Source organism: Kitasatospora sp. NPDC059088, from assembly GCF_042738155.1.
Taxonomy (GTDB): Bacteria; Actinomycetota; Actinomycetes; order Streptomycetales; family Streptomycetaceae; genus Kitasatospora.
The window spans coordinates 33,137-56,917 of record NZ_JBHYGR010000023.1; the positions used below are offsets into that span (position 1 = coordinate 33,137).

The 23,781-nt window shown below is 73.4% G+C and carries 20 protein-coding genes and 2 tRNA genes; 12 read left to right on the forward strand and 10 right to left on the reverse strand.

Annotation, left to right across the window (positions count from 1 at the left end; translation table 11 throughout):
- The first annotated feature begins 148 nt into the window (after nt 1-148).
- Together ACFWXO_RS13195 and ACFWXO_RS13200 are read left to right on the forward strand one after the other, a co-directional pair.
- Nucleotides 149-1,381: a M64 family metallopeptidase gene (locus ACFWXO_RS13195; protein ID WP_380396373.1), complete on the forward strand. Its 1,233-nt coding sequence runs from the start codon at nt 149-151 to the stop codon at nt 1,379-1,381.
- 90 nt (nt 1,382-1,471) lie between these two features.
- On the forward strand, nt 1,472-2,833 hold the full coding sequence (locus ACFWXO_RS13200) for a nitrate/nitrite transporter (protein ID WP_380523798.1): 1,362 nt from the start codon (nt 1,472-1,474) through the stop codon (nt 2,831-2,833).
- 74 nt (nt 2,834-2,907) lie between these two features.
- Here the strand turns inward: ACFWXO_RS13200 and ACFWXO_RS13205 are convergent, their stop codons facing one another.
- Nucleotides 2,908-3,735 carry a Bro-N domain-containing protein gene (locus ACFWXO_RS13205; RefSeq protein ID WP_380523801.1) on the reverse strand — a complete coding sequence of 276 codons (828 nt, stop codon included), beginning with the start codon at nt 3,733-3,735 and terminating at the stop codon, nt 2,908-2,910.
- Nucleotides 3,736-3,903: 168 nt separating this feature from the next.
- The gene (locus ACFWXO_RS13210) at nt 3,904-4,725 is read right to left on the reverse strand and encodes a maleylpyruvate isomerase family mycothiol-dependent enzyme (protein WP_375882815.1); all 822 of its coding nucleotides are present in this window, start codon (nt 4,723-4,725) and stop codon (nt 3,904-3,906) included.
- Between the two features lie 173 nt (nt 4,726-4,898).
- Between ACFWXO_RS13210 and ACFWXO_RS13215 the strand changes: the two genes are divergently transcribed.
- The 3 genes from ACFWXO_RS13215 to ACFWXO_RS13225 all read left to right on the forward strand — a co-directional run bounded on the left by ACFWXO_RS13215 (nt 4,899) and on the right by ACFWXO_RS13225 (nt 7,666).
- Nucleotides 4,899-5,696, forward strand: coding sequence for a carbon-nitrogen family hydrolase (locus ACFWXO_RS13215; RefSeq protein ID WP_375882812.1), 798 nt, complete (start codon nt 4,899-4,901; stop codon nt 5,694-5,696).
- 147 nt (nt 5,697-5,843) lie between these two features.
- Nucleotides 5,844-6,905 carry a GntR family transcriptional regulator gene (locus ACFWXO_RS13220; protein WP_375882809.1) on the forward strand — a complete coding sequence of 354 codons (1,062 nt, stop codon included), beginning with the start codon at nt 5,844-5,846 and terminating at the stop codon, nt 6,903-6,905.
- Nucleotides 6,906-7,018: 113 nt separating this feature from the next.
- Nucleotides 7,019-7,666, forward strand: coding sequence for a hypothetical protein (locus ACFWXO_RS13225; protein WP_375882807.1), 648 nt, complete (start codon nt 7,019-7,021; stop codon nt 7,664-7,666).
- A 77-nt stretch (nt 7,667-7,743) separates the two neighbouring features.
- Here the strand turns inward: ACFWXO_RS13225 and ACFWXO_RS13230 are convergent, their stop codons facing one another.
- Complete coding sequence (locus ACFWXO_RS13230) at nt 7,744-8,529, reverse strand: SLATT domain-containing protein (protein ID WP_375882804.1); 786 nt, start codon at nt 8,527-8,529, stop codon at nt 7,744-7,746.
- A gap of 366 nt (nt 8,530-8,895) precedes the next feature.
- Between ACFWXO_RS13230 and purD the strand changes: the two genes are divergently transcribed.
- From purD to ACFWXO_RS13250, 4 genes are all read left to right on the forward strand, one after another.
- The gene (purD, locus tag ACFWXO_RS13235) at nt 8,896-10,143 is read left to right on the forward strand and encodes a phosphoribosylamine--glycine ligase (protein WP_375882802.1); all 1,248 of its coding nucleotides are present in this window, start codon (nt 8,896-8,898) and stop codon (nt 10,141-10,143) included.
- Between the two features lie 621 nt (nt 10,144-10,764).
- Entirely contained in the window at nt 10,765-12,345 is a 1,581-nt protein-coding gene (locus ACFWXO_RS13240; RefSeq protein WP_380523803.1) for a hypothetical protein, read from the forward strand.
- 357 nt (nt 12,346-12,702) lie between these two features.
- Nucleotides 12,703-14,241: a N,N-dimethylformamidase beta subunit family domain-containing protein gene (locus ACFWXO_RS13245; protein ID WP_380523806.1), complete on the forward strand. Its 1,539-nt coding sequence runs from the start codon at nt 12,703-12,705 to the stop codon at nt 14,239-14,241.
- A 133-nt stretch (nt 14,242-14,374) separates the two neighbouring features.
- Complete coding sequence (locus tag ACFWXO_RS13250; protein WP_375882793.1) at nt 14,375-15,274, forward strand: phosphoribosylaminoimidazolesuccinocarboxamide synthase; 900 nt, start codon at nt 14,375-14,377, stop codon at nt 15,272-15,274.
- Between the two features lie 31 nt (nt 15,275-15,305).
- Here ACFWXO_RS13250 and ACFWXO_RS13255 read toward each other — a convergent pair whose 3' ends face one another.
- The 7 genes from ACFWXO_RS13255 to ACFWXO_RS13285 all read right to left on the reverse strand — a co-directional run bounded on the left by ACFWXO_RS13255 (nt 15,306) and on the right by ACFWXO_RS13285 (nt 20,036).
- Nucleotides 15,306-15,926, reverse strand: a complete 621-nt coding sequence (locus tag ACFWXO_RS13255) for a response regulator (RefSeq protein ID WP_375882790.1) — start codon at nt 15,924-15,926, stop codon at nt 15,306-15,308.
- A 94-nt stretch (nt 15,927-16,020) separates the two neighbouring features.
- Nucleotides 16,021-17,247, reverse strand: a complete 1,227-nt coding sequence (locus ACFWXO_RS13260; protein ID WP_380523808.1) for a sensor histidine kinase — start codon at nt 17,245-17,247, stop codon at nt 16,021-16,023.
- Between the two features lie 105 nt (nt 17,248-17,352).
- On the reverse strand, nt 17,353-18,180 hold the full coding sequence (locus tag ACFWXO_RS13265) for an ABC transporter permease (RefSeq protein ID WP_380523810.1): 828 nt from the start codon (nt 18,178-18,180) through the stop codon (nt 17,353-17,355).
- Nucleotides 18,177-19,217: an ABC transporter ATP-binding protein gene (locus tag ACFWXO_RS13270; protein ID WP_380523812.1), complete on the reverse strand. Its 1,041-nt coding sequence runs from the start codon at nt 19,215-19,217 to the stop codon at nt 18,177-18,179. The genes ACFWXO_RS13265 and ACFWXO_RS13270 overlap by 4 nt, the downstream gene beginning before the upstream one ends.
- Nucleotides 19,218-19,389: 172 nt before the next feature.
- Nucleotides 19,390-19,465 (reverse strand) — tRNA-Gly (locus tag ACFWXO_RS13275).
- 40 nt (nt 19,466-19,505) lie between these two features.
- Nucleotides 19,506-19,578, reverse strand: a tRNA-Gly gene (locus ACFWXO_RS13280).
- Nucleotides 19,579-19,718: 140 nt separating this feature from the next.
- Nucleotides 19,719-20,036 carry an Lsr2 family protein gene (locus tag ACFWXO_RS13285; RefSeq protein WP_030056585.1) on the reverse strand — a complete coding sequence of 106 codons (318 nt, stop codon included), beginning with the start codon at nt 20,034-20,036 and terminating at the stop codon, nt 19,719-19,721.
- A gap of 468 nt (nt 20,037-20,504) precedes the next feature.
- On the opposite strand from ACFWXO_RS13285, the gene purS reads away from it, so the two are divergent.
- From purS to purL, 3 genes are read left to right on the forward strand one after another with little or no spacing between them, the layout of a single operon-like run.
- Nucleotides 20,505-20,759, forward strand: coding sequence for a phosphoribosylformylglycinamidine synthase subunit PurS (gene purS / locus ACFWXO_RS13290; protein WP_030278336.1), 255 nt, complete (start codon nt 20,505-20,507; stop codon nt 20,757-20,759).
- Nucleotides 20,756-21,433, forward strand: a complete 678-nt coding sequence (purQ, locus tag ACFWXO_RS13295) for a phosphoribosylformylglycinamidine synthase subunit PurQ (RefSeq protein ID WP_375882778.1) — start codon at nt 20,756-20,758, stop codon at nt 21,431-21,433. The genes purS and purQ overlap by 4 nt, the downstream gene beginning before the upstream one ends.
- Nucleotides 21,433-23,688, forward strand: coding sequence for a phosphoribosylformylglycinamidine synthase subunit PurL (purL, locus tag ACFWXO_RS13300; RefSeq protein WP_380523815.1), 2,256 nt, complete (start codon nt 21,433-21,435; stop codon nt 23,686-23,688). The genes purQ and purL overlap by 1 nt, the downstream gene beginning before the upstream one ends.
- Nucleotides 23,689-23,781: the final 93 nt, after the last annotated feature.

Genomic DNA, 23,781 nt, shown 5'->3' on the forward strand with positions numbered 1-23,781 from the left:
TTGATTGGTATGACAGGTACAACGGGAATCGTTCGGCCAGGTCGGTGACATTTTCTGCGGCCGGTGGGGGCGACACGCCGGTACGGGTACGTCTCCGCTCCCCCACCCGGGCGACACCGGGTGACCGGAGCCCCGAGGACGCACCCGTATGCCTGCTGGCAACCCTGGCCGTCTCGTCCGGAGTCTGGCCGCCCTCGTACTGGTGTCCACCGCCGTACTCCCGGCCGCCCTGGAACTCGTCGGCCCCTCGCCGTTCGGCGTGATCGGGGCGGGCGCCCCCGTGGACCGGGCGGTGCCCCCGCACACCGCCCTCCGCGCCGACCGGCGGATGCTCACGGCCGCCCCGACCTTCGACATACGCCGCACCGGGGACCCGACCAACCGGATCACCCTGGTCCTGCTCGGCGACGGCTACACCGCGGACGAGCAGGAGGCGTTCCGGCAGCAGGCCGACAAGGCCTGGCACGCGCTGATGGACATCGAGCCGTTCCGCACCTACCAGGGGTTCTTCAACATACGGCGGGTCGAGGTGGTCTCCCCGATCTCCGGGATAGCCGAGACCGAGAGCCGCGGCCGCCACCCCGCCACCCCGCTGGGCATGCACTTCTGGTGCGAGGGCACCGCCCGGCTGCTCTGCGCCGACGAGGGTGCCACCGCCCGCTACGCCGGGGACAGCACCGGCCCGCAGTACCTGATCGCGCTGGCCAACTCGGTCGAGTACGGCGGCGCCGGGGGCACCGGGGTGACCACCCTGGCCGGGGGCAGCCCGGACGCCGGACGGATCATCCAGCACGAGATCGGCCACACCGTGGGGGACCTCGGCGACGAGTACGACAGCGCCCCGGACGACGCCGACTACCCGAACCTCTCCACCCTCAACGCCGAGGACATGCTCAAGAAGCAGACCAAGTGGTGGCGCTGGCTGGGCGCCGTCTCGCCGGACGGCGCCGGCACCGTCGGGGCGTACCGCAGCGCCAACGGCCTCTACCGGCCCACCCCCGACTCCGTGATGCGGACCCTGGGCAGTGCCTACAACCTGCCCTCCCGCGAGGCGATCGTCCAGGAGCTGTACCGCAAGGTCCGGCCGACCGACGCCCCGTCGCCGCCGCCCGGCGAGGTCGCCGGGCTCCCCCGGCTGGACGTCCGGCCGCTGCCGCTGACCGGCGCCCGGCAGCTGACGGTGGACTGGAAGGTGGACGGCGCCCCGGCCGCCCCGCAGGCCGTCGACGGGGGCCGCCTGGACACCGCGCAGCTGGACCTCGCCCCGGGCCGGACGGCGACCGTGACGGCGACCGTCCGGGACACCACGGACTGGGTGCGGGACGAGGCCTTCCGGGACCGCTACATGACCCGGTCGGTGTCCTGGACGGTCACCGGCTGAGAGCCGGACGGTCGTCGCCGGTCGGGGTTCGCGAGCTCACACCGCGGGGACCTGGGCGTCCAATCATGGGATGACTAGTCTGGACGGACTATGACCGTGGAGCCCGCTCGTCCAGCCGCGTCCCTGTCCGTCCCCGCTCCTCGGTCCGCCGTCGGGCCGCCGACGGCCGGGGCCCCCGTACCGCCCGGCGGCCGGGCAGCCTGGCTGGCCTGGTCCGTCGGCGTCAGCGTCTACGTCCTGGCCGTCATCCACCGCACCAGCCTCGGCGTGGCCGGACTGGACGCCGCCGAGCGCTTCGGCATCGGCGCCTCGGCGCTCTCCACCTTCTCGATCCTCCAGGTGCTGGTCTACGCGGCCATGCAGGTCCCGGTCGGCCTGCTGGTCGACCGGTTCGGGCCGCGCCGGGTGCTGCTGCTCGGCGTACTGCTGCTGAGCACCGGTCAGCTGGCCTTCGCGTTCAGCTCCTCCTTCGCCCCGGCGCTGGCCTCCCGGGCCGTGCTCGGCTGCGGCGACGCGATGACCTTCATCAGCGTGCTGCGGATCGCCGCCCGGTGGTTCCCGGCGGCGAAGAACCCCTTCGTCGCCCAGCTGACCGGCCTCGCCGGGATGGGCGGCAACCTGGTCACCACCGTGGTGCTCGCCCAGGCGCTGCACAGCGAGGGCTGGACGCCCACCTTCACCGCGATCGCGCTGCTCGGCGTCGCGGTGTTCGCCCTGGTCGCGCTCTTCCTCAAGGAGGCGCCGACGGCCGTACGACCGGTCGACCCGCCGCTCGGCACGCCGGTCGGCACGCCGGTCGCCCGCCCGAAGGTCCGACGGCAGATCCAGGACTGCTGGCGGGAGCCGGGCACCCGGCTGGGCCTGTGGATCCACTTCACCACCCAGTTCCCCGGCAACGCCTTCGGCCTGCTCTGGGGCATGCCCTACCTGATCGAGGCCCAGGGGATGACCCGGGGCGAGGCCGGAGGGCTGCTGACCCTGCTGGTGCTCGCCAACATGGCCTGCGGGTTCCTCTTCGGCCGACTGCTCTCCCGCACCGCCCGGACCCGGATGCCCATCGTGCTCACCGTCATCGCCACCACCGCGCTCGGCTGGGCACTCGTGCTCGCCTGGCCCGGCGGGCACCCGCCGATGTGGCTGCTGGTCGGGATCATCCTGGTGATGGGCAGCAACGGCCCCGCCTCACTGGTCGGCCTGGACTACGCCCGCACCCGCAACCCGGCCGAACGGCTCGGCACCGCCTCCGGGATCGTCAACATGGGCGGCTTCATCGGCACGATGATCACCCTGTTCGGCATCGGCGTCCTGCTCGACGCCCTCTCCCCGTCCGGCGCCGGGTCCTACTCCGCCGACGCCTTCCGCTGGGCGTTCTGCTGGCAGTACGTGCCGCTCGCGGTGGGGACGGCGATGATCCTGCGGCTCCGGCGGAGGGTCGCGGTGGCGGACGCGTAGGGTTTCTGACCTGCGGAAACGTGATTACCCTAAGGCGAAGTTAGGGTAATCGCGTTTCCGTATGCGGAGCTGGGTCAGCCGCCGTACTCGCGCATCAGCTCGGCGATCTGCGGCGCGGTTCCGTAGATCCGGGCGCCGTGCATCTCCACGGTCAGGGTTCCTTGCCGCGGCACTCGGGTGGGTTCGGTTTTCGCCGCCTTCCGGAGCCGGATCAGGTCCACCAGCTTCAACTTCGGGCATCCCGGGACGATTCGGCTGCCTCGGATGCCGACCCGCTCCCCACCCGGGCAGGCGAAGTACGCACCGAACGGCGGCCCGCTGTCCTCCTCCCGGTCCGGCAGGTGGAGCACCATTTCCCCGTGCCGGCAGTGGACCGTCCCGTCGGAGTGGACGGTCAGGCCGGGCCAGTCGTCATGTTCGATCTCCGCGACGATCCGAACCTGCTGCCCGATCGCCTCGGCGAGGGTCTCCGCCATCCGCCGCTGCTGGGTGGGGATGTCGGTGTCGCCTCGGCGGACGGAGGGGAGCAGCTCTTCAGTGACCCAGTCCCTGAACGGTTTGGAAGTCGTCTTGTTGGACCTCATCAGCAGCGAGTAGAGGCCCGCTTCACTCACCACGCGCAGGAATGGATTCGCGTGGCTATACAGTTTCTGACCTGCGGAAACGTCGCAACTATCACTTTTGGTGATAGTTACCGATCGCATGTCGACGGTGCGGTGCTGACGGTTCTCCAGCCCCTTGACGGCCTGGGCCGCATTGCCTCGCCCCAGGACCCGGCACACGTCCGCCGTGACGAACCACGGCTCCCCGTCGATCATCACGACGCGGATCGGCTGCCCCGTGACCGGGAAGCTCGACCGCACCAGCACCATCTGTTCCTGCTGTTCCTGTTCGTCGTCCATGCGGACGCCCTTCCTTCTTCCGGGTGATGGCAGTGCTGCCCGGTGAAACGAGGCCAAACAGGTGAGGTTGCTGGTGCTGGATTGACGTATGGGTGCACGAGTGGTGCCGACCCGGCGCGCGGTCGTGCGTGTACGCCGGGTGGTGCGCGCGGGGCTCGCCGTAGCGGCTCAGATGGTGACGGAGAAGGTGGCCAGGACCCGTTCGGCCAGCTCCTTGTCGCCCTCGACGCTGACCGGGCCGGGTCGGCCGCGGCCGCAGGCGAGGCGGACGTAGGTCTCCCAGTCCATGGTGAGCTGGACGTCGGGGGCCAGGCTGATCGACTCGTCGACGCTGCCGCGCCCGGTGGCGTCCACCCGGACGGTGCGCAGGAACTCCACCGGGCCGGTCACGTCCAGGACGAGGGCCGTCCCGGCCGGGGCGCCGGCGGTGTGGGCGACGGCCTTGGGCAGCAGCTCCAGCAGGACGTCCCGGGCGATCAGGGCGCCGGGGGAGTCCAGATTGCCGGGGGCGTCGAGGGCCCGGCGCAGGTCCTGCTCGTGCACCCAGACGTCGAAGGCCCGCATCCGCAGCAGCTGGTGGTACGGCACGTCCGTGGCCAGCGGACCGGCGGGCCATCGGGCCGGCTCCCCGGGTGTCTGCTTGGCGTTCCGCAGCGCGCGGGAGCGGCGGATGATCGTGTACTCCAGCTCGCTGGTCATCTCCAGCGCGGTGTGGCAGCGGCGCTTGTCGACCGGCAGCTCGACGTAGCGGGCGAAATCGGTGGTCACGTGGCGAAGGTCACGCGGCAGCGAGTGGATCGGGCGGGGGTCGCCGAGCAGCTCGGACTCGACCGCGATCACGTGCGAGACGACGTCGCGGACCGACCAGCCGGGGCACTCGGTGGCCCGGTTCCAGGAGCCTTCGGGGAGGGGGGCGACCAGCTCCGATATGGACTCGATGCTCTGGGTCCACGCCTCCGTGTAAGCCTGCACGGTCTGGTTGTCCGTCACGGGAATCTCCGGCCCTCCGTCAGCTTTCCTACGCTCGGCGCCCGGCCGTCGCGGTCGGCCGGGATGGTCCGGCTTCCGGGCGCACACGCTAACCGCACGTTACGCTGCCGGGAGACAGCTGGGCAGCGCTTTCGGGTGACGATCGTAGGTCTCTTGCCGTGGACGGTGGTACTGTGCGCGCTTCATTGATCCAACTCGCGGTCTCCGACGCCGAGCCGGCCGCCGAACGGCGGGCCCGGGCCGCGTCGCTGGTACGGGCCCAGCAGGGTGCCGACCTGGTGGTCCTGCCGGAGCTGTGGCCGCTCGGCGGCTTCGCCCACGACCTCTGGTCGGACGGTGCGGAGACGCTCGACGGGCCCACCTCGGACGCGATGGCGGCCGCCGCGCGGGCCGCCGGGGTGTGGCTGCACGCCGGTTCGATCGTCGAACGCGATCCGGACGGTCCGATCTACAACACCTCGATGGTGTTCGCCCCGGACGGCGAGCTGGTGCACACCTACCGCAAGATCCACCGCTTCGGCTTCGACAGCGGTGAGGCGGTGGTGATGGGCGCCGGGCAGGAGATCGTCACCGCGCCCACCGAGTTCGGCACCCTGGGCCTGGCCACCTGCTACGACCTGCGCTTCCCGGAGCTGTTCCGGGCGCTGCTGGACGCCGGGGCCCAGTTGCTGGTGGTCCCGGCGGCCTGGCCGGCCAAGCGGCGCGAGCACTGGACGCTGCTGGCCCGGGCCCGGGCGCTGGAGGAGCAGGCCTTCGTGCTGGCCTGCAACACCGCCGGGACGCATGCCGGGGTCGAGCAGGCCGGGCACAGCATCGTGGTGGATCCGTGGGGCCGGGTGCTGGCCGAGGCCGGGCCGGCCGAGGAGGTGCTGACCGTCGAGTTCGACCCGGCCGAGGTGGGTCGGGCGCGCGAGGAGTTCCCGGTGCTGCGGGACCGTCTGCTCGGCATTCCGGCGCCGGTCCAGCGGTAGGCACGGGCGGGGGCACGGGGTCCGGGAGGGTTGGTTCGTACCTGCTCCGGGTCCGTTTGAGAAGATGAGCACTCGTCGTGTTCCCCGCCGCCGGTCGGCCGGTCCGTCGCGGGTCGGTACGGTGGCCCGCCCCAGGAGGTCGCGCGCATGTCCGGCACCGGCGCCGGCGACACCCCCCGCCCCGTCGTCATCCAGCGCAACAGCCTGCGCGAGCAGATCGCCGGCGCGCTCCGCGAGGAGATGATGGCCGGCCGGCTGGAGGCCGGCCGCAACTTCACCGTCAAGGAGATCGCCGAGCTGTACGGCGTCTCCGCGACCCCGGCCCGCGAGGCGCTGGTCGACCTCGGTGCCCAGGGGCTGCTGCGGGCCGAGCACCACCGCGGCTTCACGGTGCCGGAGCTGGGCTGGGAGGACTTCCTGGAGATCTTCGAGGCCAGGGTGCTGCTCACCGACAGCTTCCACCGCCAGTTCGCCACCCGCCGGGCCCTGCCCGACCTCACCCGGCTGCCCTCGCTGAGCCGCCGGGCCGACGCGGCGGTGCGGGCCGCCCGGGCCGGGAACCTGGACGTGATGGTGGGCTGCGACCGCCGGTTCTGGCAGGAGGTCTCCGCCCTGCTCGGCAACCGCCGGATCGCGGAGTACCTGGACTGGCTGCGGGTGCAGTCCTGGATGTTCGCCGCGCGGTACCTGCGGGCGATGCCCACCCTGGGCGGGGTCTGCTGGGACCGCCACCCGGACCTGGTCGAGGCGATCGGGGCCCGCGACCTGCACGGCGCGCACCGGATCATCTGCGAGTACAACCTCTTCACCGTCCGGCTGCTGGCCGGGCTGGCCGGGCGGCCGCTGGAGTCCGTGACGGTGCTCGGGCTGCTCACCGAGGTCGCGGACGGCGAACCGCTGCCCGTCCCGGTGGAGCCGCCCGCGCCGCAGCCGGGGTGGCACCGGCCCCGTCAGCTCCCGGCGGACCGGCCGGCGCCGGACGCCGCGGAGGAGTACGGGGCCGCGCCGGAGCCCGGGACGGCCCGGGGCGGGCGGTCCCGGCGGGGTGACGAGGTCGGCCGCGAACTGGGCCGCGAGCTGGGACTCGGCCTCGGTCTGGTGCCGCAGCCGCGCTGGGTGCCGCACACCAGGTTCGGCCGACGGCTGCCCGAGCCGCCCCCCGAGGCTCCGCAGGGACGGCCCGATCCGCGTCCGGCCCCGGGCCGGTAGGGTGGGCGGGCGTCGGACCGGCCGCCCGCACGGGCCGTCCGGGTACCGACCCCGCCCCCCGTCGTCGCCCCGCCCCGCGGGCGATCCCGCCGTCCGGAGAGGAACTGCCGGCCATGGCCTGCGACCTCTGGCTCGTCCCGTTGGTGGACGTGCTGAGCCACAGCCCCGACAACCCCTTCCGGGACGACCTCGCGCTCTACAACGCGGTGCTCACCTCGCGCGGCCTGCCCGAGGTGCCGGTGTACCAGTTCGTCCCGGGTCTGAGCGGGGCGGTCGAGCCGATAGCCGCCTTCGACTACGACTCGCTGCACTTCCTGCGCCGCGCCTACCTGTTGGGCCTCACCGGCCTGGACATCACCCCGGTCGACGCGCTCGGCAGCGACTACGAGCAGCTGCTGGAGATGTTCGAGAGCAGTGCCGAACAGTCGCACCTGGTCTGGCACTTCGACCACGCCGGCGCCTACGTGCCGATCGAGTTCCCGGCCCCGCTGGTGGACGAGACGCTGCTCGCCGCCGGCGGCCCGCTCGGCTCCAGCCACGGGCTGCTGCGCGAACTGCAGGCCGTGGCACCGGCCCTGGGCATCGACCCGCTCAACCCGCCGAGCCCGACCCGACCGCTCGGCCCGACCGGCCTGGAGCAGCCGTTCGGACCGCCGATCGACGACCTGCACCCCTTCGCCCGGGAGCGGCACGCGTGGTCGGGCCTGTACGCGGCGGCGACCCGGAGCCTCGGCCAGGGCTCGATGATCGTCTTCGCCTGACGCCCCGGCATCGCCTCCGGCTCCGCTCCGCCCCGATCCGACCCAGGCCCCCGATCCCGGGTGCCAGGCCCGTCCGGCTAGCGCAGCGGGCCCTCCGGCGGCCGCTGACGCGGCATGGTGGGCCTCGTCCCCGGCGGCGGCAGCACCCGCACCTGGGCGCCCACCCCGGGTTCGGTGCGGCCGCCCCAGGTCCCCGCGGACTGGGTGGGCAGCTGGGTCATCGAGGCGCGGAACTCCAGCATCCACTCCGAGGTCTCGGTGCGGACCATGTCCGAGACGTCCTCGCAGAACCGGCGCAGCACGCCCAGGCAGCGCTCGGCGGCCTCGCCCGCGGTGCCCTCGGTCGGGCCGAGCACCTCGCGCACGCACTCCGACGCCCAGTCGAACTGGAAGGCCTCCAGGCGGCGTTGGAGCGCCTGCGCGGTGGAGACGTCCCGCATCCAGCCGGAGGTGAGGCCGAAGACCCGGTCGGTGCCGTAGCAGGCGGCGGAGAGCGCGAAGCCCACGTAGCCCCAGGCGGTGCCGTGGGCGAGCGTGCCGGTGAGGCCGACCAGCGGGGCGGTCACCCCGCTCGCCGCGAAGCCGGCCGACCCGAAGCGCAGCAGGCGCGCCCAGCGGCGCTTCCAGATCCGGTCCCGGCGGTACCACTCGATCGCCTCGACCGCCCGCTCCTCGGACCAGCGGTAGAGCTCCTCCAGCCGCTCCGCGGGCTCGCCCCAGTCCCCGAGCGGGAACTGGCGGGCGCTCAGATCGGTCCGGTACCGGGTGGAGGCCCGCCGGGCCACGGCTGCGGCGGGCTGGTCCTCCTCGCCGATCTCCTTGCCCCAGGCACTCTCCTCGGGCTGCATTTCCGGCTGGCTCACCTGTGGGGCTCCCTGTGGCGGGCGGGCGGCATGGTCTGTCGGCGCATCGGCTGACGCGACGTCCGCCGGTGGTTGTCCAACAGCACTTCTTACCGCCAAATGGCTGACCGCGGGGAGCTTCCCCGGTGATCGTTACCGGTTTCGGCCACCGGAACACGAGGTGGGGCGGTTGCGGGGCCCGGCGAGATTTCACCCGTCCGAGCGAGGCGCCGGTGACCCGCCGTCCTGACCCGGACACCCGGCGCGCATCCGACCCGGCCCGACTTGGAGGATCCTCCAAGCTCATCGGTGTACGGACCGCTTCTCCTGGAGGATCCGACGGGACCGGAGAGCGGCCGGAACAGGCCACCGACTACGCTGCCAGGCGTGAAGGTCCTCGTCATCGGCGGCGGCGCCCGCGAACACGCCCTGTGCCGCTCCCTGTCCCAAGATCCCTCCGTGACCGAGCTGCACTGTGCCCCGGGCAACGCCGGGATCGCCCAGGTGGCGACGGTCCACCCCATCGACCAGTCGGACGGCGCCTCGGTCGCCCGACTCGCCGCGGAACTCGGCGCCGACCTCGTGGTGGTCGGCCCCGAGGCCCCGCTGGTGGCCGGCGTCGCCGACGCCGTCCGCGCGGCCGGCATCCCGGTCTTCGGCCCCTCCGGCGCGGCCGCGCAGCTGGAGGGCTCCAAGGCCTTCGCCAAGGACGTGATGGCCGGCGCCGGCGTGCCCACCGCCCGCTCGTACGTCTGCACCACCGCCGAGGAGGCCGCCGAGGCGCTGGACGCCTTCGGCGCCCCCTACGTGGTCAAGGACGACGGCCTGGCGGCCGGCAAGGGCGTCGTGGTCACCTCCGACCGCGCGGCCGCGCTGGCGCACGCCGCCTCCTGCGAGCGCGTGGTCATCGAGGAGTACCTCGACGGCCCCGAGGTCTCGCTGTTCGCCGTCACCGACGGCACCACCGTGCTGCCGCTGCAGCCCGCGCAGGACTTCAAGCGCGCGCTGGACGGCGACGAGGGCCCCAACACCGGCGGCATGGGTGCCTACTCGCCGCTGCCCTGGGCGCCCGCCGGGCTGGTCCAGGAGGTCCTGGACACCGTCCTGCAGCCGACCGTGGACGAGCTGCGCCGCCGCGGCACCGAGTTCTCCGGCCTGCTGTACGCGGGCCTGGCGCTCACCTCGCGCGGCACCCGGGTGATCGAGTTCAACGCCCGCTTCGGCGACCCGGAGACCCAGGTCGTGCTGGCCCGGCTGCGCACCCCGCTGGCCGGCGTCCTGTTCGCCTCCGCCACCGGCACCCTGGACCAGCTGGAGCCGCTGCGCTGGGACGAAGGTGCGGCCGTCACCGTGGTCGTCGCCTCCGAGGGCTACCCGGCCGCGCCGCGCACCGGCGACCCGATCGAGGGCCTCGCCGAGGCCGAGGCGGACGGCACCGCGTACGTGCTGCACGCCGGGACGAGGGCGGACGGGGACGGCCGGGTGCTCAGCGCCGGCGGCCGCGTCCTGTCGGTCACCGCGACCGGCACCGACCTGGCCGAGGCGCGCGAGCGCGCGTACGCGGCGGTGGAGCGGATCTCCCTCAAGGGCGGCCAGCACCGCACCGACATCGCGCTCAAGGCGGCCAACGGCTGACGCCACCGCGACCCCGGCGGCCCCCGTGCGAACCCTTCGCACGGGGGCCGCGGCCGTGCCGGGCCCCCGGGCGGGCGCCGAAGCGTGGCCGAAGCGGGGCCGAACAACCCGCAGGGCGCAGCGCCCGGGGCGTTTCCGGGGTCGGAGCGGTTCCGGGGTCCGACGCACCGATCGGCGGGCGGATTCCAGCCCATCGGGTGACATCACCCGCATCCGGCTGACGTAACCCGGCGCCCGGCCTTATGGTGCGCTGGATCGCCGTGCGACGGTGCCGTGCGCCGGGGTCGCCGCCGGGTAGCGGCGCGCCCGCGGGGGGATGCTGGACGGCGATCGGCCGGGTGGTCGCCCGGTGCTTCGCACCGGACCGGTAGCGGCCCCCGGGCGGCGTCGCCGGACCGACCGCGGCGTCACCGCGACGACCGGGCGGTGTCACCGGGACGAGTGGAAACCGGGGCGATCCGGAACGCCCGCCCGGACCGGGGCGTCGAAAATGTCAGTAGCGCCACACAGCATGCACTGCCGGGATCGGACGCCTCCGCTTCCCGGTCGGAACTGATCGTTTCGAGTCGCCTCAGGGCCCGTGGCGGGTGCCCGAGGGCTCCGAAGGGGGTGCCGCACCGTATGGCCGTCGACACCGCGCGCGCTCACGCCCAAGCGGTCCTGCGGATCCGGGGCCTCGCCCTGGCCGTGGCCGTCCTGCCCGCCGCCGTGGCGGTGGTCCTGCTCGCGGGCCGGTTCACCGGCCGGATCGGGGCCGCCGGCTCCTCCGACGCCGCCGGCTGGGACGCCGTCCGGTGGGTGGTCTGCGCGGTCGCCGCGCTGACCCTGCTGGTGGCCGGGCTGACCGCCCGGGCACTGCGCCGGGCCGTCCCGCCGCAGATCCCGGCGGTGCCGGTCGAGCGGGCCGGCGCCCCCGAGCTGTACCGGCTGATCGACGAACTGGCCGAGCGGCTGGACGTCCCGGCCCCGTCGGCGGTGGCGCTCACCCCGGACTGCGACAGCTGGCTGGAGGACGTCGCCCCGCCGCGCCGCCCCCACCCGCTGCGGCCGCACCCCTCGCCCGCCGCGCCGGTCCTGGTGATCGGCTCGCCGTTCCTGTGGTGGATGCGGTCCGGCGAGCTGCGCGCCCTGCTCGCCCCCGTGGTGGCCGGCACCGCCGCCTCCGCCGACCCCGAGATCGCCGCCGCCCGCCGCTTCCTGCGCGCCCTGGACGCCTGTCTGGACTCCGGTCCGGCCGCGGCGCCCGGTCTCGGCGGCGGCACCCTGACCGTCCCGCCGGCCCCGCCCCGCCGGGGCCCGGCCCGGCTCGCCGACCGGATCACCCGGCGGATCGCCCGCCGGCTGCTGGGCGCCTGCCGCGGCCACTCCGCCGAGCTGGAGCGGTCCGTCGCGGGCTGGGCCTCCGAGCAGGCCAGGACGGTCGACTACGGCCTGCGGATCGCCGCCCAGGAGCAGGTCGGCCTGGCCTACGCCGGCTGGGACCGGCTGCTCACCCGGGTCGCGCTGCCCGCCTGGCGGCTCGGCCGCCACCCCGCGCACCTGAACGCCGGCGTGGTCGCCGCGCTCACCGAGCTGTCCCGCCGCGACCGGCTGGCCGACGGTTACGGCACCCGGCTCGGCGACCGCCCGGCCTGCGACCTGCTGGAGGAGCCCGGCGCGGTGGACCGCGCGGTCTCCCGGCTGGCCGCCGAGCTGTTCTTCGGCCGCCCGGCGGCCGGGACCTGGCACGAGCTGGAGTGGGTCGACTACCCGGCCGAGGTGGTGGACGCCGGCTGGCGGGCCAGGGCCGCCGCCCTGCAGTCCGCCCTCGACCGGCTCGCCCCGCAGTCCCGCCCGGGCGCCCCGACCCTCACCCGGCTGCTGGCCCGGCTGGCCGAGGGCGACGGCGAGCGGCTGGCCGCCGCCCTGGCCGCCCAGCTCGCCCGCACCACCACCCCGGCCCCGCTGCTGGAGCCCGACCGCACCGGCCGCGACCTGCTGGTCGACCACGTCACCGCGATGGTCTGCTGCGCCGCCGTGGACACCGCGGGCGGCGCCCCCGGCCTGGACTGGCTGGACGGCCCGGTGCTGCTGCTCGGCGGGGTCCGCCGCACGGACCTGGCCGGCCCGGTCGCCCAGGCGGTGGAGCAGGGCCAGGACGGGCCGCTGCGCGCCTGGCTGGACGCCGCCGAGGTGCGCCTGGAGAAGCCCGTCCGCCTCTGAGGCTCCGGGAGGCCCCGACCGCCCCGGGGCGGCGCTCGGCCCCCGGCACGCGCCCCCGGGGCCCCCGGCCGCCGGCCGTCTCCGCAGGCCGGAGGCCCTGTCCCGGCGGAGCGGAAGATTCCCGACACCAATTGCTACCGTGGGGTGACGGAGCGCCAGCACTGTGTGGTGTATTAGACCGCACGCACATCCGGGGGGCACGTGCCAACCGGGCCTCGGGAGCCGAAGGCGCGCCGGTGTCGAAAGCGACGAGCGACGAGCGAGGGCAGCGAGCGCCGGAGCGAGGAACGTCGACACCGGATCGGGAGCGGCCGGAGGCGAGCGAGGGATTCGCGGAAGTGCACCTGGGAGGGGCGCGTGGGGACCGAACTCAACGGCCGCTGGGAGTCGGGCACGCACGCTTACAGCGTCTCCGACCCCTTCGGCCAGGGCCCGCTGCCCTGGCTGCGCAGCCCCGACCAGTACCTCGCCGGGGCCGAGGGCGCGGTGCCCTGGTACGTCTCGGTGGACGCGCCCGGCCAGCAGCCGCTGTCGGCGGGGGTGCGGCCCAAGCCGCCGGTCGGCACCCCGCAGAGCTCCAACGACGTGGACCAGCAGATCAAGGGCTTCGCCTCGGCGGGGGTGATCCGCCCCGGCGGCTCGGTGGACTTCCGGGTCACCGTCAACCCGCCGCGCGAGTTCACCGTGGACGTCTACCGGATCGGCCACTACGGCGGCGACGGCGCCCGCCACATGACGTCCAGTCCGCTGATCTCCGGTCTGGCCCAGCCCGCGCCGCTGGTGGTCGAGCGGACGGTCTCCTGCCACCACTGGTGGCACTCCTGGCGGTTGCAGGTCCCGCCGCACTGGCAGCCCGGCGCGTACGTGGCCGTGCTGACCACCGCGGACATGCTGCACCGCAGTCACATCCCGTTCACCGTGCGGGACGTCGCCGAGCAGGGGCGGAGGGCCGAACTGCTGCTGGTGGTCCCGGACGTGACCTGGCAGGCGTACAACCTGTTCCCCGAGGACGGCCGGACCGGTGCCAGCCTGTACCACGCCTGGGACGGCCGGGGCGGCCTGGTCGGCGAGCCCGAGGCGGCCGTCACCGTCTCCTTCGACCGCCCGCACGCCACCGCCGGGCTGCCGCTGCACGTCGGCCACGCGTACGACTTCATCCGCTGGGCCGAGCGCTACGGCTACGACCTCTCCTACGCCACCGCGACCGACCTGCACGCCGGGCTGGTCGACCCGGGCGAGCACCGCGCGCTGGTCTTCCCCGGCCACGACGAGTACTGGTCCGAGCCGATGCGCCGGGCCGCCGAGCGGGCCCGGGACGGCGGCACCTCGCTGGTCTTCCTGTCCGCCAACACCATGTACTGGCGGGTGGAGCTGACCGCCGCCGCCTCCGGCGAACCGAACCGGCTGCTCAACTGCCGCAAGCGGCAGAAGGTCGGGCCGGGCAGCCCGGCCGCCGGGGTGCCCGGCGCGGCCAGCGCGCTCTGGCGGGACGCCGGGGAGCCCGAGCAGCACCTGCTGGGCGTGCAGTACTCGGGCCGGGTCGCCGCGCCCGTGCCGCTGGTCGCCCGGCACACCGCGCACTGGCTCTGGGACGGCACCGGGCTGCAGGAGGGCGACGAGCTGCCCGGACTGGTCGCGGGGGAGGCCGACCGGTACTACCCGAAGGTCGCGCTGCCCGAGCACACCGAGCGGGTGTTGCTGGCCCACTCGCCGTACCGGGACCTGGCCGGCCGCACCCGCTACCAGGAGACCTCGCTGTACCGGGCGCCCAGCGGCGCCTACGTCTTCGCGGCCGGTACCTTCGCCTGGTCGCCCGCCCTCGGCCGCCCCGGGCTCACCGACGAACGGGTCCAGCGGGCCACCGCCAACCTGCTGGACCGCCTCTGCAAGAACTGAGTCCGGGCCGCGTGGGAACCGAGCCCCGGGCTCCCCGGGAGCCCGGTCGGGCGGGCGTGAAAGACTGCGGGGGCAGTGACCTCCCCTTTCGCGGTGCCCCACGCCCGTGAACGACCCCTGAGGACTGAACACCTTGAGCGGATTTGTCACCAAGCCCGAGCCGGTCCAGGTACCCGGCCTGGTCCACCTGCACACCGGCAAGGTGCGCGACCTGTACCGCACCGGGTCGGGCGAGCTGGTGATGGTGGCCAGCGACCGGATGTCCGCCCACGACTGGGTGCTGCCGAACGAGATCCCGGACAAGGGCCGGGTGCTCACCCAGCTCTCGCTCTGGTGGTTCGAGCGGATCGCCGACATCGTCCCCAACCACGTGATCTCCACCGAGGTCCCGGCCGGCGCCCCCGCCGACTGGAAGGGCCGCACGCTGATCTGCAAGAGCCTGGACATGATCCCGGTGGAGGCGGTCGCCCGCGGCTACCTGGCCGGCTCCGGCCTGACCGAGTACGAGGAGAGCCGCACGGTCTGCGGCATCGCCCTGCCGGAGGGCCTGGAGAACAGCTCCGAGCTGCCCGCCCCGATCTACACCCCGGCCCTCAAGGCCGAGGTCGGCGAGCACGACGAGAACGTCCCGTACGAGGAGACCGCCCGCCGGATCGGCGCCGAGCTGGCCAACCAGGTCCGCCGCACCACCCTGGACGTGTACGCCCGCGCCCGCGACATCGCCCGCGCCCGCGGCATCATCCTGGCCGACACCAAGTTCGAGTTCGGCCTGCTGGACGGCGAGCTGATCATCGGCGACGAGGTGCTCACCCCGGACTCCTCCCGCTACTGGCCGGCCGACGAGTACCGGCCGGGCCGCTCGCAGGCGTCCTTCGACAAGCAGCTGATCCGCGACTGGCTGGTCTCCCCGGCCTCCGGCTGGGACCGCTACAGCGAGCAGCCGCCGCCGGAGCTGCCCGCCGAGCTGGTCGAGCGGACCCGGGCCAAGTACATCGAGGTGTACGAGCGGCTGACCGGCACCAGCTGGGTCTGAGCCCCTCCGCCGCCCGCGAGCACCGGATCCGTCAGATCCAGCCGTGCTCGCGGGCGATCCGCACCGCCGCGTGCCGGTTCTCGGCGCCCAGCTTGGTGGCCGCCGAGGACAGGTAGTTGCGCACGGTGCCCTGGGACAGTCCGGCCCGCCCGGCGATCTCCGCGATCGGGGTGCCGTCCGCGGCCAGTTCCAGGACGTCCGTCTCGCGCGGGGTCAGCGGGGTCTCCCCGGCGCTGATCGCGTCCGCCGCCAGCTCCGGGTCCACGTACCGGCCGCCGGAGAGCACGGTACGGATGATGCCGGCCAGGTCGGCCGCCGAGACGGTCTTCGGCAGGAAGCCGCGCACCCCGACCTCCAGCGCCCGCTTGAGGTAGCCGGGGCGGCCGTGGCCGGTGACGATCATGCAGCGGCAGTCCGGCAGCACCTGGCGCAGCTCGGTGGCCACCTCGATGCCGTCCTTGCCGGGCATCTGGAGGTCCAGCACCGCGACGTCCGGCCGGTGCGCCCGGGCCATCGCCAGCGCCTCCGGGCCGGAGCCGGCCTGGGCGACCACCTCGATGTCCTCCTCCAGCGAGAGCAGCGCGGCCATGGCGCCGCGGATCAGGTGCTCGTCGTCGGCGAGCAGGACGCGCACGGGCGGGGTGTCGGTCATCGGACGGCCTTCCTCGGCAGCGGGGCCCGCGGTGGCGGGGGATCCGCGGGGGCAGCGGGACCCGCAGTGGGAGCGGGATCCGCGGTGGCAGGGGTCAGAGCGGTACGGCGGCGAGCATCCGGAAGGTGCCCGGCACGGCCGTCGGGACGGTCAGTTCGCCGTCGTGGGCGGCCAGCCGCTCGCGCAGGCCGCGCAGCCCGGTTCCGGCGCCCTGGGAGGGCAGCGGGACCTCCGGCACGCCGTCGTTCTCCAGTTCCAGCACCGCCCGGCCGTCCTCCCGCCGCAGCCGGATCCGGCAGTGGGCGGCCTCGCTGTGCCGCAGCACGTTGGTGGTGGCCTCGCGGATCACCCAGCCGAGCACCGACTGCACCGGCAGCGGCAGCCCGTCGGCGTTCTCGCCGAGGTCGATCTCGCAGGCGATGTCGGCGGAGCGCAGTACGGCCCGGGCACCGATCGCCTCGGCGCGCAGGTCGGCGGTGCGGTAGCCGCGGACGACGTCCCGGACCTCGCGCTGCGACTCCTGGGCGATCCGCTGCACCTCGGACATCTGCTCGGCGGCCTCCGGGCGCCCGCGCTTGGCGAGTTGGACGGCGAGCTCGCTCTTCAAGGCGATGGTGGTGAGGTTGCGGCCCATCACGTCGTGCAGGTCGCGGGAGAAGCGCAGCCGCTCCTCGGCGACGGCCAGCCGGGACTGCGCCTCGCGGGCGGTGTCCAGTTCCCAGACGACGGCGGTCACCCACGCGGCGCTGCGGCAGCTGCCGATCAGGACGAAGGTGCCGATGACCGCGCCGACCACCCACCCCGCGGTGGTGAAGAGGTTGATGCCGGCCAGCAGCATCGCGGGAGCGACCGCGAGCGGCGCGGCGACCGCGCCGACGAAGGCCCAGCGCACCGGCAGGCCCACCCCGGCCGGTCCGGTGGCCCCGCCCACCAGGGCGGCGGCGATCACGGTGGTGAACGGCGCGCCGGGATTCGGTGACAGGCTGTCGGAGGACGGTCCGAGCAGCAGCAGGGCCCAGGAGCCCCCGACCGCGAGCGCGGCGTTGACGGCCAGCCAGCGGCGGTGGGGGCTGGGCCGTCCCAGGTAGTGGTCGAGGGAGGTGCGGTAGGCCCGGATGGTGACCAGCACCGAGGCGAGGGAGAGCACCAGGGCGACCCGGGCGAGGGAGGCCGAGCCCGTGATCCGTACCGAGGAGGCGCTGGCCAGCAGGTTCACCGGCAGCCCGATCCACGCGACCAGGTAGAGCGACCAGCGGAAGTACAGCTCGGCGCGTTGCGGCTTGCCGTAGCCCTTCCAGCGGCGGATCGGCCCCCGGACCATCGCAGTGTCCCCCGTCCGAGTCACGATCGTGTCGCTGTCTTCATATCAGAGGCGGGCCGGGGGCGGGTCCTTCGGTTTCCCGTTCGTCCTGGTCGTTCGCCCTGGTCAGCGGCGGGGTTCCCAGCGGAAGTAGCGGACCGCGCCCCAGATCGCGAGGCCCAGCCAGACCGTGCCGGTGACCAGGTGCGGGGCGGCGGCGTCCCAGCTGCCCAGGAAGCCGGTCGGGGCGGCCGAGCCGTCGGTGCCGAACCAGCCGACCCGGATCAGCTGGAAGGCCGGGGTGGTCGGCAGCAGCCGGCAGACGTCGGCCAGCTGGGAGGGCATCACCTCCAGCGGGACGAACAGGCCGGAGCCGAACTGCATGACCAGCATGACCGGCAGGGTGGTGATGCCCGCGCTCTCCACGGTCTTGGTGAAGGCGCTGGACAGCGCGGCCAGGGCGATCATGGTGGCCAGCGTGAGCACCAGGCCGACCAGCATCAGCAGCGGGTTGACCGGCACCGCCAGGTGCAGGCCGAGGCTCCCGCCGACCCCGATCAGGGCGGCCATCAGCAGGCCGAGGGTGAGCGAGGGGACGGCGGTGCCGAGCAGGATCTCCAGGTCCCGGGCCTCGCCGGTGCGCAGCCGCTTGAGCACCAGTTCGCCGCGCCGACCGACGTACGCGGCGGTCAGGTTGTAGTACACGACGAAGGCCAGGACCATCCCGACCGAGCCGTAGACCAGCATCGAGTCGATGTCCAGGCCGGGGGTGTTCTCGGCCTGCTGCTTGAGGATGCTGCGCAGCGAGCCGATCAGCACCACCGGCAGCACCACGGCGGTGAACAGGGCGGTGCGGTTGCGCAGCAGCAGGGTGGCCTCGGCGCGGCCGAGGGCGAGCAGGCGGCCGGCGGTGGTGCTCGGGGCACCCGTGGCGGTGGTGGCTGCGGTGGTCATCGGGCGGATCCGATCAGGCGGCGGCGGGCGGGACGGGTGGGGGCGGCGGGCCCCGCGGGCGGTGTGGCGCCGGGCGGGGCCTGGTGGGCGGCCTCGGAGGCGATGGCGAGGAAGGCCTCCTCCAGCGAGGCGCTGCGGGCGTCCAGGGCGCCGAGCGCGATCCCGTGGTGGCGGGCCCAGCCGAGCAGGTCGGTGAGGGTGTCCTGGAGGCAGGTGCTCTGCACGGTGACCTTGCGGCCGTCGACGGTGACCTCGGCGCCGACCAGGACGGGCAGCGCGGCCCCGGCCCGCCCGTGGTCGAGCAGCTCGGGGAGCTCGAAGGTGATCCGGGAGGGCCGGCCGGCGATCACCTCGGCGACGGTGCCGGTGGTGACGACCCGGCCGCCGTGCATGATGGCCAGTCGGTCGGCGAGCTCCTCGGCCTCCTCCAGGTAGTGGGTGGTGAGCAGCACCGTGGTGCCCTGGGCGCGCAGTTCGCGGACCAGCCGCCACACGGCGGCGCGCGCCTCCGGGTCGAGGCCGGTGCTGGGCTCGTCCAGGAACAGCACCTCGGGGCGGCCGAGCAGGGCCATCGCGAGGTCGAGCCGGCGCCGTTCGCCGCCGGACAGCTGCTTGACCCGGACGTCGGCGCGGTGGCCGAGGCCGACCAGCTCCAGCGCCTCCGCCACCGGGCGGGCGCCGCTGGTCATCCCGGCCCAGGTGCGGCCGGTCTCGGCGGCGGTGAGCTCGCCGGGGAAGCCGCCCTCCTGGAGCATGATGCCGATCCGCGGCCGGACGGCGGCGCGCTCCGCGAAGGGGTCGTGGCCGAGCACCCGGACGCTGCCGGCGCCGGGAGCGGCCAGGCCCTCGATGACCTCCATGGTGGAGGTCTTGCCGGCGCCGTTGGTGCCGAGCAGGGCGAACAGCTCACCGCGGCCGACGGTCAGGTCGACGCCACGGACGGCGTGGTACGCGGCGGCGCCGGTGCCGTAGTGGCGGTGCAGGTCGGTGACCTCGATCACGCTGTCCCCGGGGCGGGCGGGCTGGCTCTTTTCCATGCCCCAAGCCTTCCGCCGCCGGGGCCTTCCGGGCAGTGCGGGCCGTCATCGGTCCGTGCTGCGGATCCATGGGTCGGCGATGACAAATGTCATGGGGAGGAGCGGGGGAGGAGCACGGGAGAACGTGCGGGAATACGCCGAAGGCCCCCTCGATCCGAGGGGGCCTTCGCTCTGGAGCGGACGACGAGATTCGAACTCGCGACCCTCACCTTGGCAAGGTGATGCTCTACCAACTGAGCTACGTCCGCATGGTCAGACTATTGAGTTGTGCTGTGCTCGCACACTGCGAGCGGACGACGAGATTCGAACTCGCGACCCTCACCTTGGCAAGGTGATGCTCTACCAACTGAGCTACGTCCGCATGGTGCCTGGTGGGCACCTGCCGCCTCTTTGGATCTCTCCGTTGCGGCGACGAGGAATACTCTACAGCATCGCTCGAGGTGGTCGCCCCACCCTTTCGGTCCAGGCGGGCGGGGCGACCTGGGGCGTGCCCCGACGGGGTCAGTTCGCTTCGGCGAACGCCTCGTAGACGTGCTTGGGGATGCGACCGCGGGCCGGGAGTTCCATGCCGCGCGACAGGGCCCAGGCGCGCACGGCGGCCGGGTCCGGGGTGAGCGCGGTGCGGCGGAAGGACTTTCCGGTGCGGCTCTGCCGACGGCCGGCCGCGACGAACGGAGCGAGGGCCTCCCGCAGCTTTTCCGCGTTGTCCACGGACAGGTCGATCTCGTACGACTTCCCGTCGACACCGAAGTGGACGGTTTCCGCTGCGGCACCGCCGTCCAGGTCGTCGGAGAGCGTGACAACTACACGCTGAGCCATGGGTGTCAATCCTCTCGGGCAATTCGGCCGCCGGTTCGCGGAGTGCGCCCGCCGGCCTGATGTGCACCCACTCGCGCAAGCGCATACGGGCAGGCCTGGTGGCCCGCCGGATACGCAGCACTTGCCGCGACAGGTGGCCCTATTCTGCACCCGAAGGGGGTCGAAATCGAAGAGTTCGGCATTCTTTTCCGGATATTCACGAGTCTTCGCGGCACTGCCGGATACCGGAGTGCGGGACGGGAGGATCTGTCCCCAAGTGCCGTATTCGGGTGTTCTTCGGGCAGCGCGGTTCGGGGCCCCGAATCCCGGGAAACGGGGCCGCCCGGGCGGGGGGTGGGGGCGTCGGATCCCTTGTGGCGTAAGGGGCCTGGGTCTACGCGCGTCACCCGCCCCGGCCAGCAATCCTGCCCCGAACGGCCGGTAGTCTGGAGTTCCCCCGCCTCACCGAAGACACCACCGGGAGTGCCAGTGGCACGCGTCGTAGTCGACGTCATGCTCAAGCCGGAGATCCTCGACCCCCAGGGCCAGGCGGTGCAGCGTGCACTGCCCCGTCTCGGATTCACCGGGATCGCCGACGTCCGCCAGGGCAAGCGTTTCGAGCTGGAGCTGGAGGGTCCGGTCGACGACGCCGCGCTCGCCCGTATCCGCGAAGCCGCCGAGACCTTTCTCGCCAACACCGTGATCGAGGACTTCACCGTCCGGGTCGAGGAGGCGGCGAAGTGACCACCCGCGTAGGCGTCGTCACTTTCCCCGGTTCCCTCGACGACCGCGACGCCCAGCGCGCGGTCCGCCTGGCCGGCGCGGAGCCGGTCGCCCTCTGGCACCGTGACAAGGATCTCCACCAGGTCGACGCCGTCGTCCTGCCGGGCGGATTCAGTTACGGCGACTATCTGCGCTGCGGCGCGATCTCCCGCTTCTCGCCGGTGATGGAGACCGTCATCGAGCAGGCCCGGCTCGGAATGCCGGTGCTCGGTATCTGCAACGGCTTCCAGGTGCTGTGCGAATCGCACCTGCTGCCCGGCGCGCTCACCCGGAACGACTCGCTGCACTTCATCTGCCGCGACCAGAAGCTCCGGATCGAGAACGCGGGCACCGCCTGGACCGGGGATTACTCGGTGGGCCAGGAAATCGTCGTCCCGCTCAAGAACGGCGAGGGCCGCTTCGTCGCCGAGGCCCACGTCCTGGACGAGCTGGAGGCCGAGGGCCGGGTCGTGGCCCGATACCTCGACGTCAACCCGAACGGTTCGTACCGCGACATCGCCGGCATCACCAACGCCGCCGGCAATGTCGTCGGCCTGATGCCGCACCCGGAGCACGCCGTGGAGCCGCTCACCGGTCCGACCACCGAGGGACTGGGCTTCTTCACTTCCGTCCTCAAGCAGCTGGTGAACGCCTGATGAGCCTCGACACCGTCAAGAACGCCGAGCAGACCCCGGACGCCGCCCAGCCGTGGGCCGAACTCGGCCTCAAGCAGGACGAGTACGCGCGCATCCGGGAGATTCTCGGCCGCCGCCCGACCGGCGCCGAACTCGCGATGTACTCGGTCATGTGGTCCGAGCACTGTTCGTACAAGAGCAGCAAGGTCCACCTCAAGCAGTTCGGCGAGAAGAAGCCGGATTCGGACGCGATGCTCGTCGGCATCGGCGAGAACGCCGGTGTGGTCGACGTCGGCCAGGGCTACGCGGTGACCTTCAAGGTCGAGTCGCACAACCACCCGTCGTACATCGAGCCCTACCAGGGCGCGGCCACCGGCATCGGCGGCATCGTGCGCGACATCCTGGCGATGGGCGCCCGCCCGGTCGCCGTGATGGACCCGCTGCGCTTCGGTGCGGCCGACCACCCGGACACCCGGCGCGTGCTGCCCGGCATCGTCGCGGGCATCGGCGGCTACGGCAACTGCCTGGGCCTGCCGAACATCGGCGGCGAGGTCGTCTTCGACTCCTGCTACCAGGGCAACCCGCTGGTCAACGCGCTGTGCGTGGGCGTCATGAAGCACGAGGACATCCACCTCGCGCAGGCCTCCGGCGCCGGCAACAAGGTCATCCTGTACGGCGCCCGCACCGGCGGCGACGGCATCGGCGGCGTCTCGGTGCTGGCCTCCGAGACCTTCGACGACACCAAGCCGACCAAGCGCCCCGCCGTCCAGGTCGGTGACCCGTTCCAGGAGAAGCTCCTGATCGAGTGCACCCTGGAGATCTTCCGGGAGAAGCTCGTCAAGGGCATCCAGGACCTCGGCGGCGCCGGCCTGTCCTGCGCCACCAGCGAGCTGGCCTCGGCCGGCTCCGGCGGCATGCGGATCGACCTCGACACCGTGCACCTGCGCGACCACACGCTCTCGCCGGAGGAGATCCTCATGAGCGAGTCGCAGGAGCGCATGTGCGCGATCGTCGAGCCCGACAAGGTCGCCCGCTTCCTGGAGATCTGCGAGAAGTGGGACGTCATCGCCAACGTCATCGGCGAGGTGACCGACGGCGAGCGCCTGGAGATCTTCTGGCACGGTGAGCTCGTGGTCGACGTGCCCCCGCGCACCGTCGCCCACGACGGCCCGGTCTACCAGCGCCCCTACGCCCGCCCGAGCTGGCAGGACGCGCTCCAGGCCGACGCCCCCACCGCCGAGCGGCTGGCCCGCCCGACCACCGGCGAGGGCCTCAAGGCCGACCTGCTCAAGGTCGCGAGCCACCCGAACCAGGCCTCCAAGTCCTGGATCACCGACCAGTACGACCGCTACGTGCTCGGCAACACCGTGCTCTCGCACGGCGAGGACTCGGGCATGATCCGGATCGACGACGAGACCAACCTCGGCGTCTCGGTCGCCACCGACGGCAACGGCCGCTACGCCAAGCTGGACCCGTACACCGGAGCCCAGCTGGCCCTGGTCGAGGCCTACCGCAACGTCGCGGCCGGCGGTGCCAAGCCGCTCGCGGTCTCCGACTGCCTCAACTTCGGCTCCCCCGAGGACCCGGACGTGATGTGGCAGTTCGCCGAGGCCACCCGCGGCCTGGCCGACGCCTGCCTGGTGCTCGGCACCCCGGTCACCGGCGGCAACGTCTCGCTGTACAACCAGACCGGCGAGGTCGCCATCCACCCGACCCCCGTGGTCGCGGTGCTCGGCGTCATCGACGACGTCACCCGGCGCACCCCGGTCGCCTTCGCCGAGGAGGGGCAGCTGCTCTACCTGCTCGGCGACACGGCGGACGAACTCGGCGGCTCGGCCTGGTCGCAGGTCGTCCACGACCACCTCGGCGGCCTGCCGCCCGCGGTGGACCTGGAGCGCGAGCGGCTGCTCGGCGACATCCTGATCGCCGCCTCGCGCGACGGCATGATCGACGCCGCGCACGACCTCTCCGACGGCGGCCTCGGCCAGGCGCTCGTGGAGAGCTGCCTCAAGGGCGGTCACGGCGCCCGGATCGTCGTGCCCGAGGGCACCGACCCGTTCGTCCTGCTGTTCTCGGAGTCGGCCGGCCGCGCCGTCGTGGCGGTGCCGCGCAGCGAGGAGCTCCGCTTCAACGACATGTGCACCGCGCGTGGCCTGCCGGCCACCCGGATCGGTGTCGTGGACGGCGACAGCCTCGACGTCCAGGGGCAGTTCAGCGTCACGCTGGCCGAGTTGAAGGACGCCCACACCGGCGTCATCGAGGCCCTGCTGGCCTGACCGGCGATTGTCGAGGGGGGGGGGGGGGGGGGGGGGGCACCCCCCCCCCACCCCGGCTGTGGGCTCCCCCCCCCACCCACACACCCCACAAAC

Coding starts and splice junctions, on each gene's coding strand:
- ACFWXO_RS13195 (WP_380396373.1), top strand. CDS start 149: ATGCCTGCTGGCAACCCTGGCCGTCTCGTCCGGAGTCTGGCCGCCCTC.
- ACFWXO_RS13200 (WP_380523798.1), top strand. CDS start 1,472: ATGACCGTGGAGCCCGCTCGTCCAGCCGCGTCCCTGTCCGTCCCCGCT.
- ACFWXO_RS13205 (WP_380523801.1), bottom strand. CDS start 3,735: ATGGACGACGAACAGGAACAGCAGGAACAGATGGTGCTGGTGCGGTCG.
- ACFWXO_RS13220 (WP_375882809.1), top strand. CDS start 5,844: ATGTCCGGCACCGGCGCCGGCGACACCCCCCGCCCCGTCGTCATCCAG.
- ACFWXO_RS13225 (WP_375882807.1), top strand. CDS start 7,019: ATGGCCTGCGACCTCTGGCTCGTCCCGTTGGTGGACGTGCTGAGCCAC.
- ACFWXO_RS13240 (WP_380523803.1), top strand. CDS start 10,765: ATGGCCGTCGACACCGCGCGCGCTCACGCCCAAGCGGTCCTGCGGATC.
- ACFWXO_RS13255 (WP_375882790.1), bottom strand. CDS start 15,926: ATGACCGACACCCCGCCCGTGCGCGTCCTGCTCGCCGACGACGAGCAC.
- ACFWXO_RS13260 (WP_380523808.1), bottom strand. CDS start 17,247: ATGGTCCGGGGGCCGATCCGCCGCTGGAAGGGCTACGGCAAGCCGCAA.
- ACFWXO_RS13265 (WP_380523810.1), bottom strand. CDS start 18,180: ATGACCACCGCAGCCACCACCGCCACGGGTGCCCCGAGCACCACCGCC.
- ACFWXO_RS13270 (WP_380523812.1), bottom strand. CDS start 19,217: ATGGAAAAGAGCCAGCCCGCCCGCCCCGGGGACAGCGTGATCGAGGTC.
- ACFWXO_RS13285 (WP_030056585.1), bottom strand. CDS start 20,036: ATGGCTCAGCGTGTAGTTGTCACGCTCTCCGACGACCTGGACGGCGGT.
- purL (WP_380523815.1), top strand. CDS start 21,433: ATGAGCCTCGACACCGTCAAGAACGCCGAGCAGACCCCGGACGCCGCC.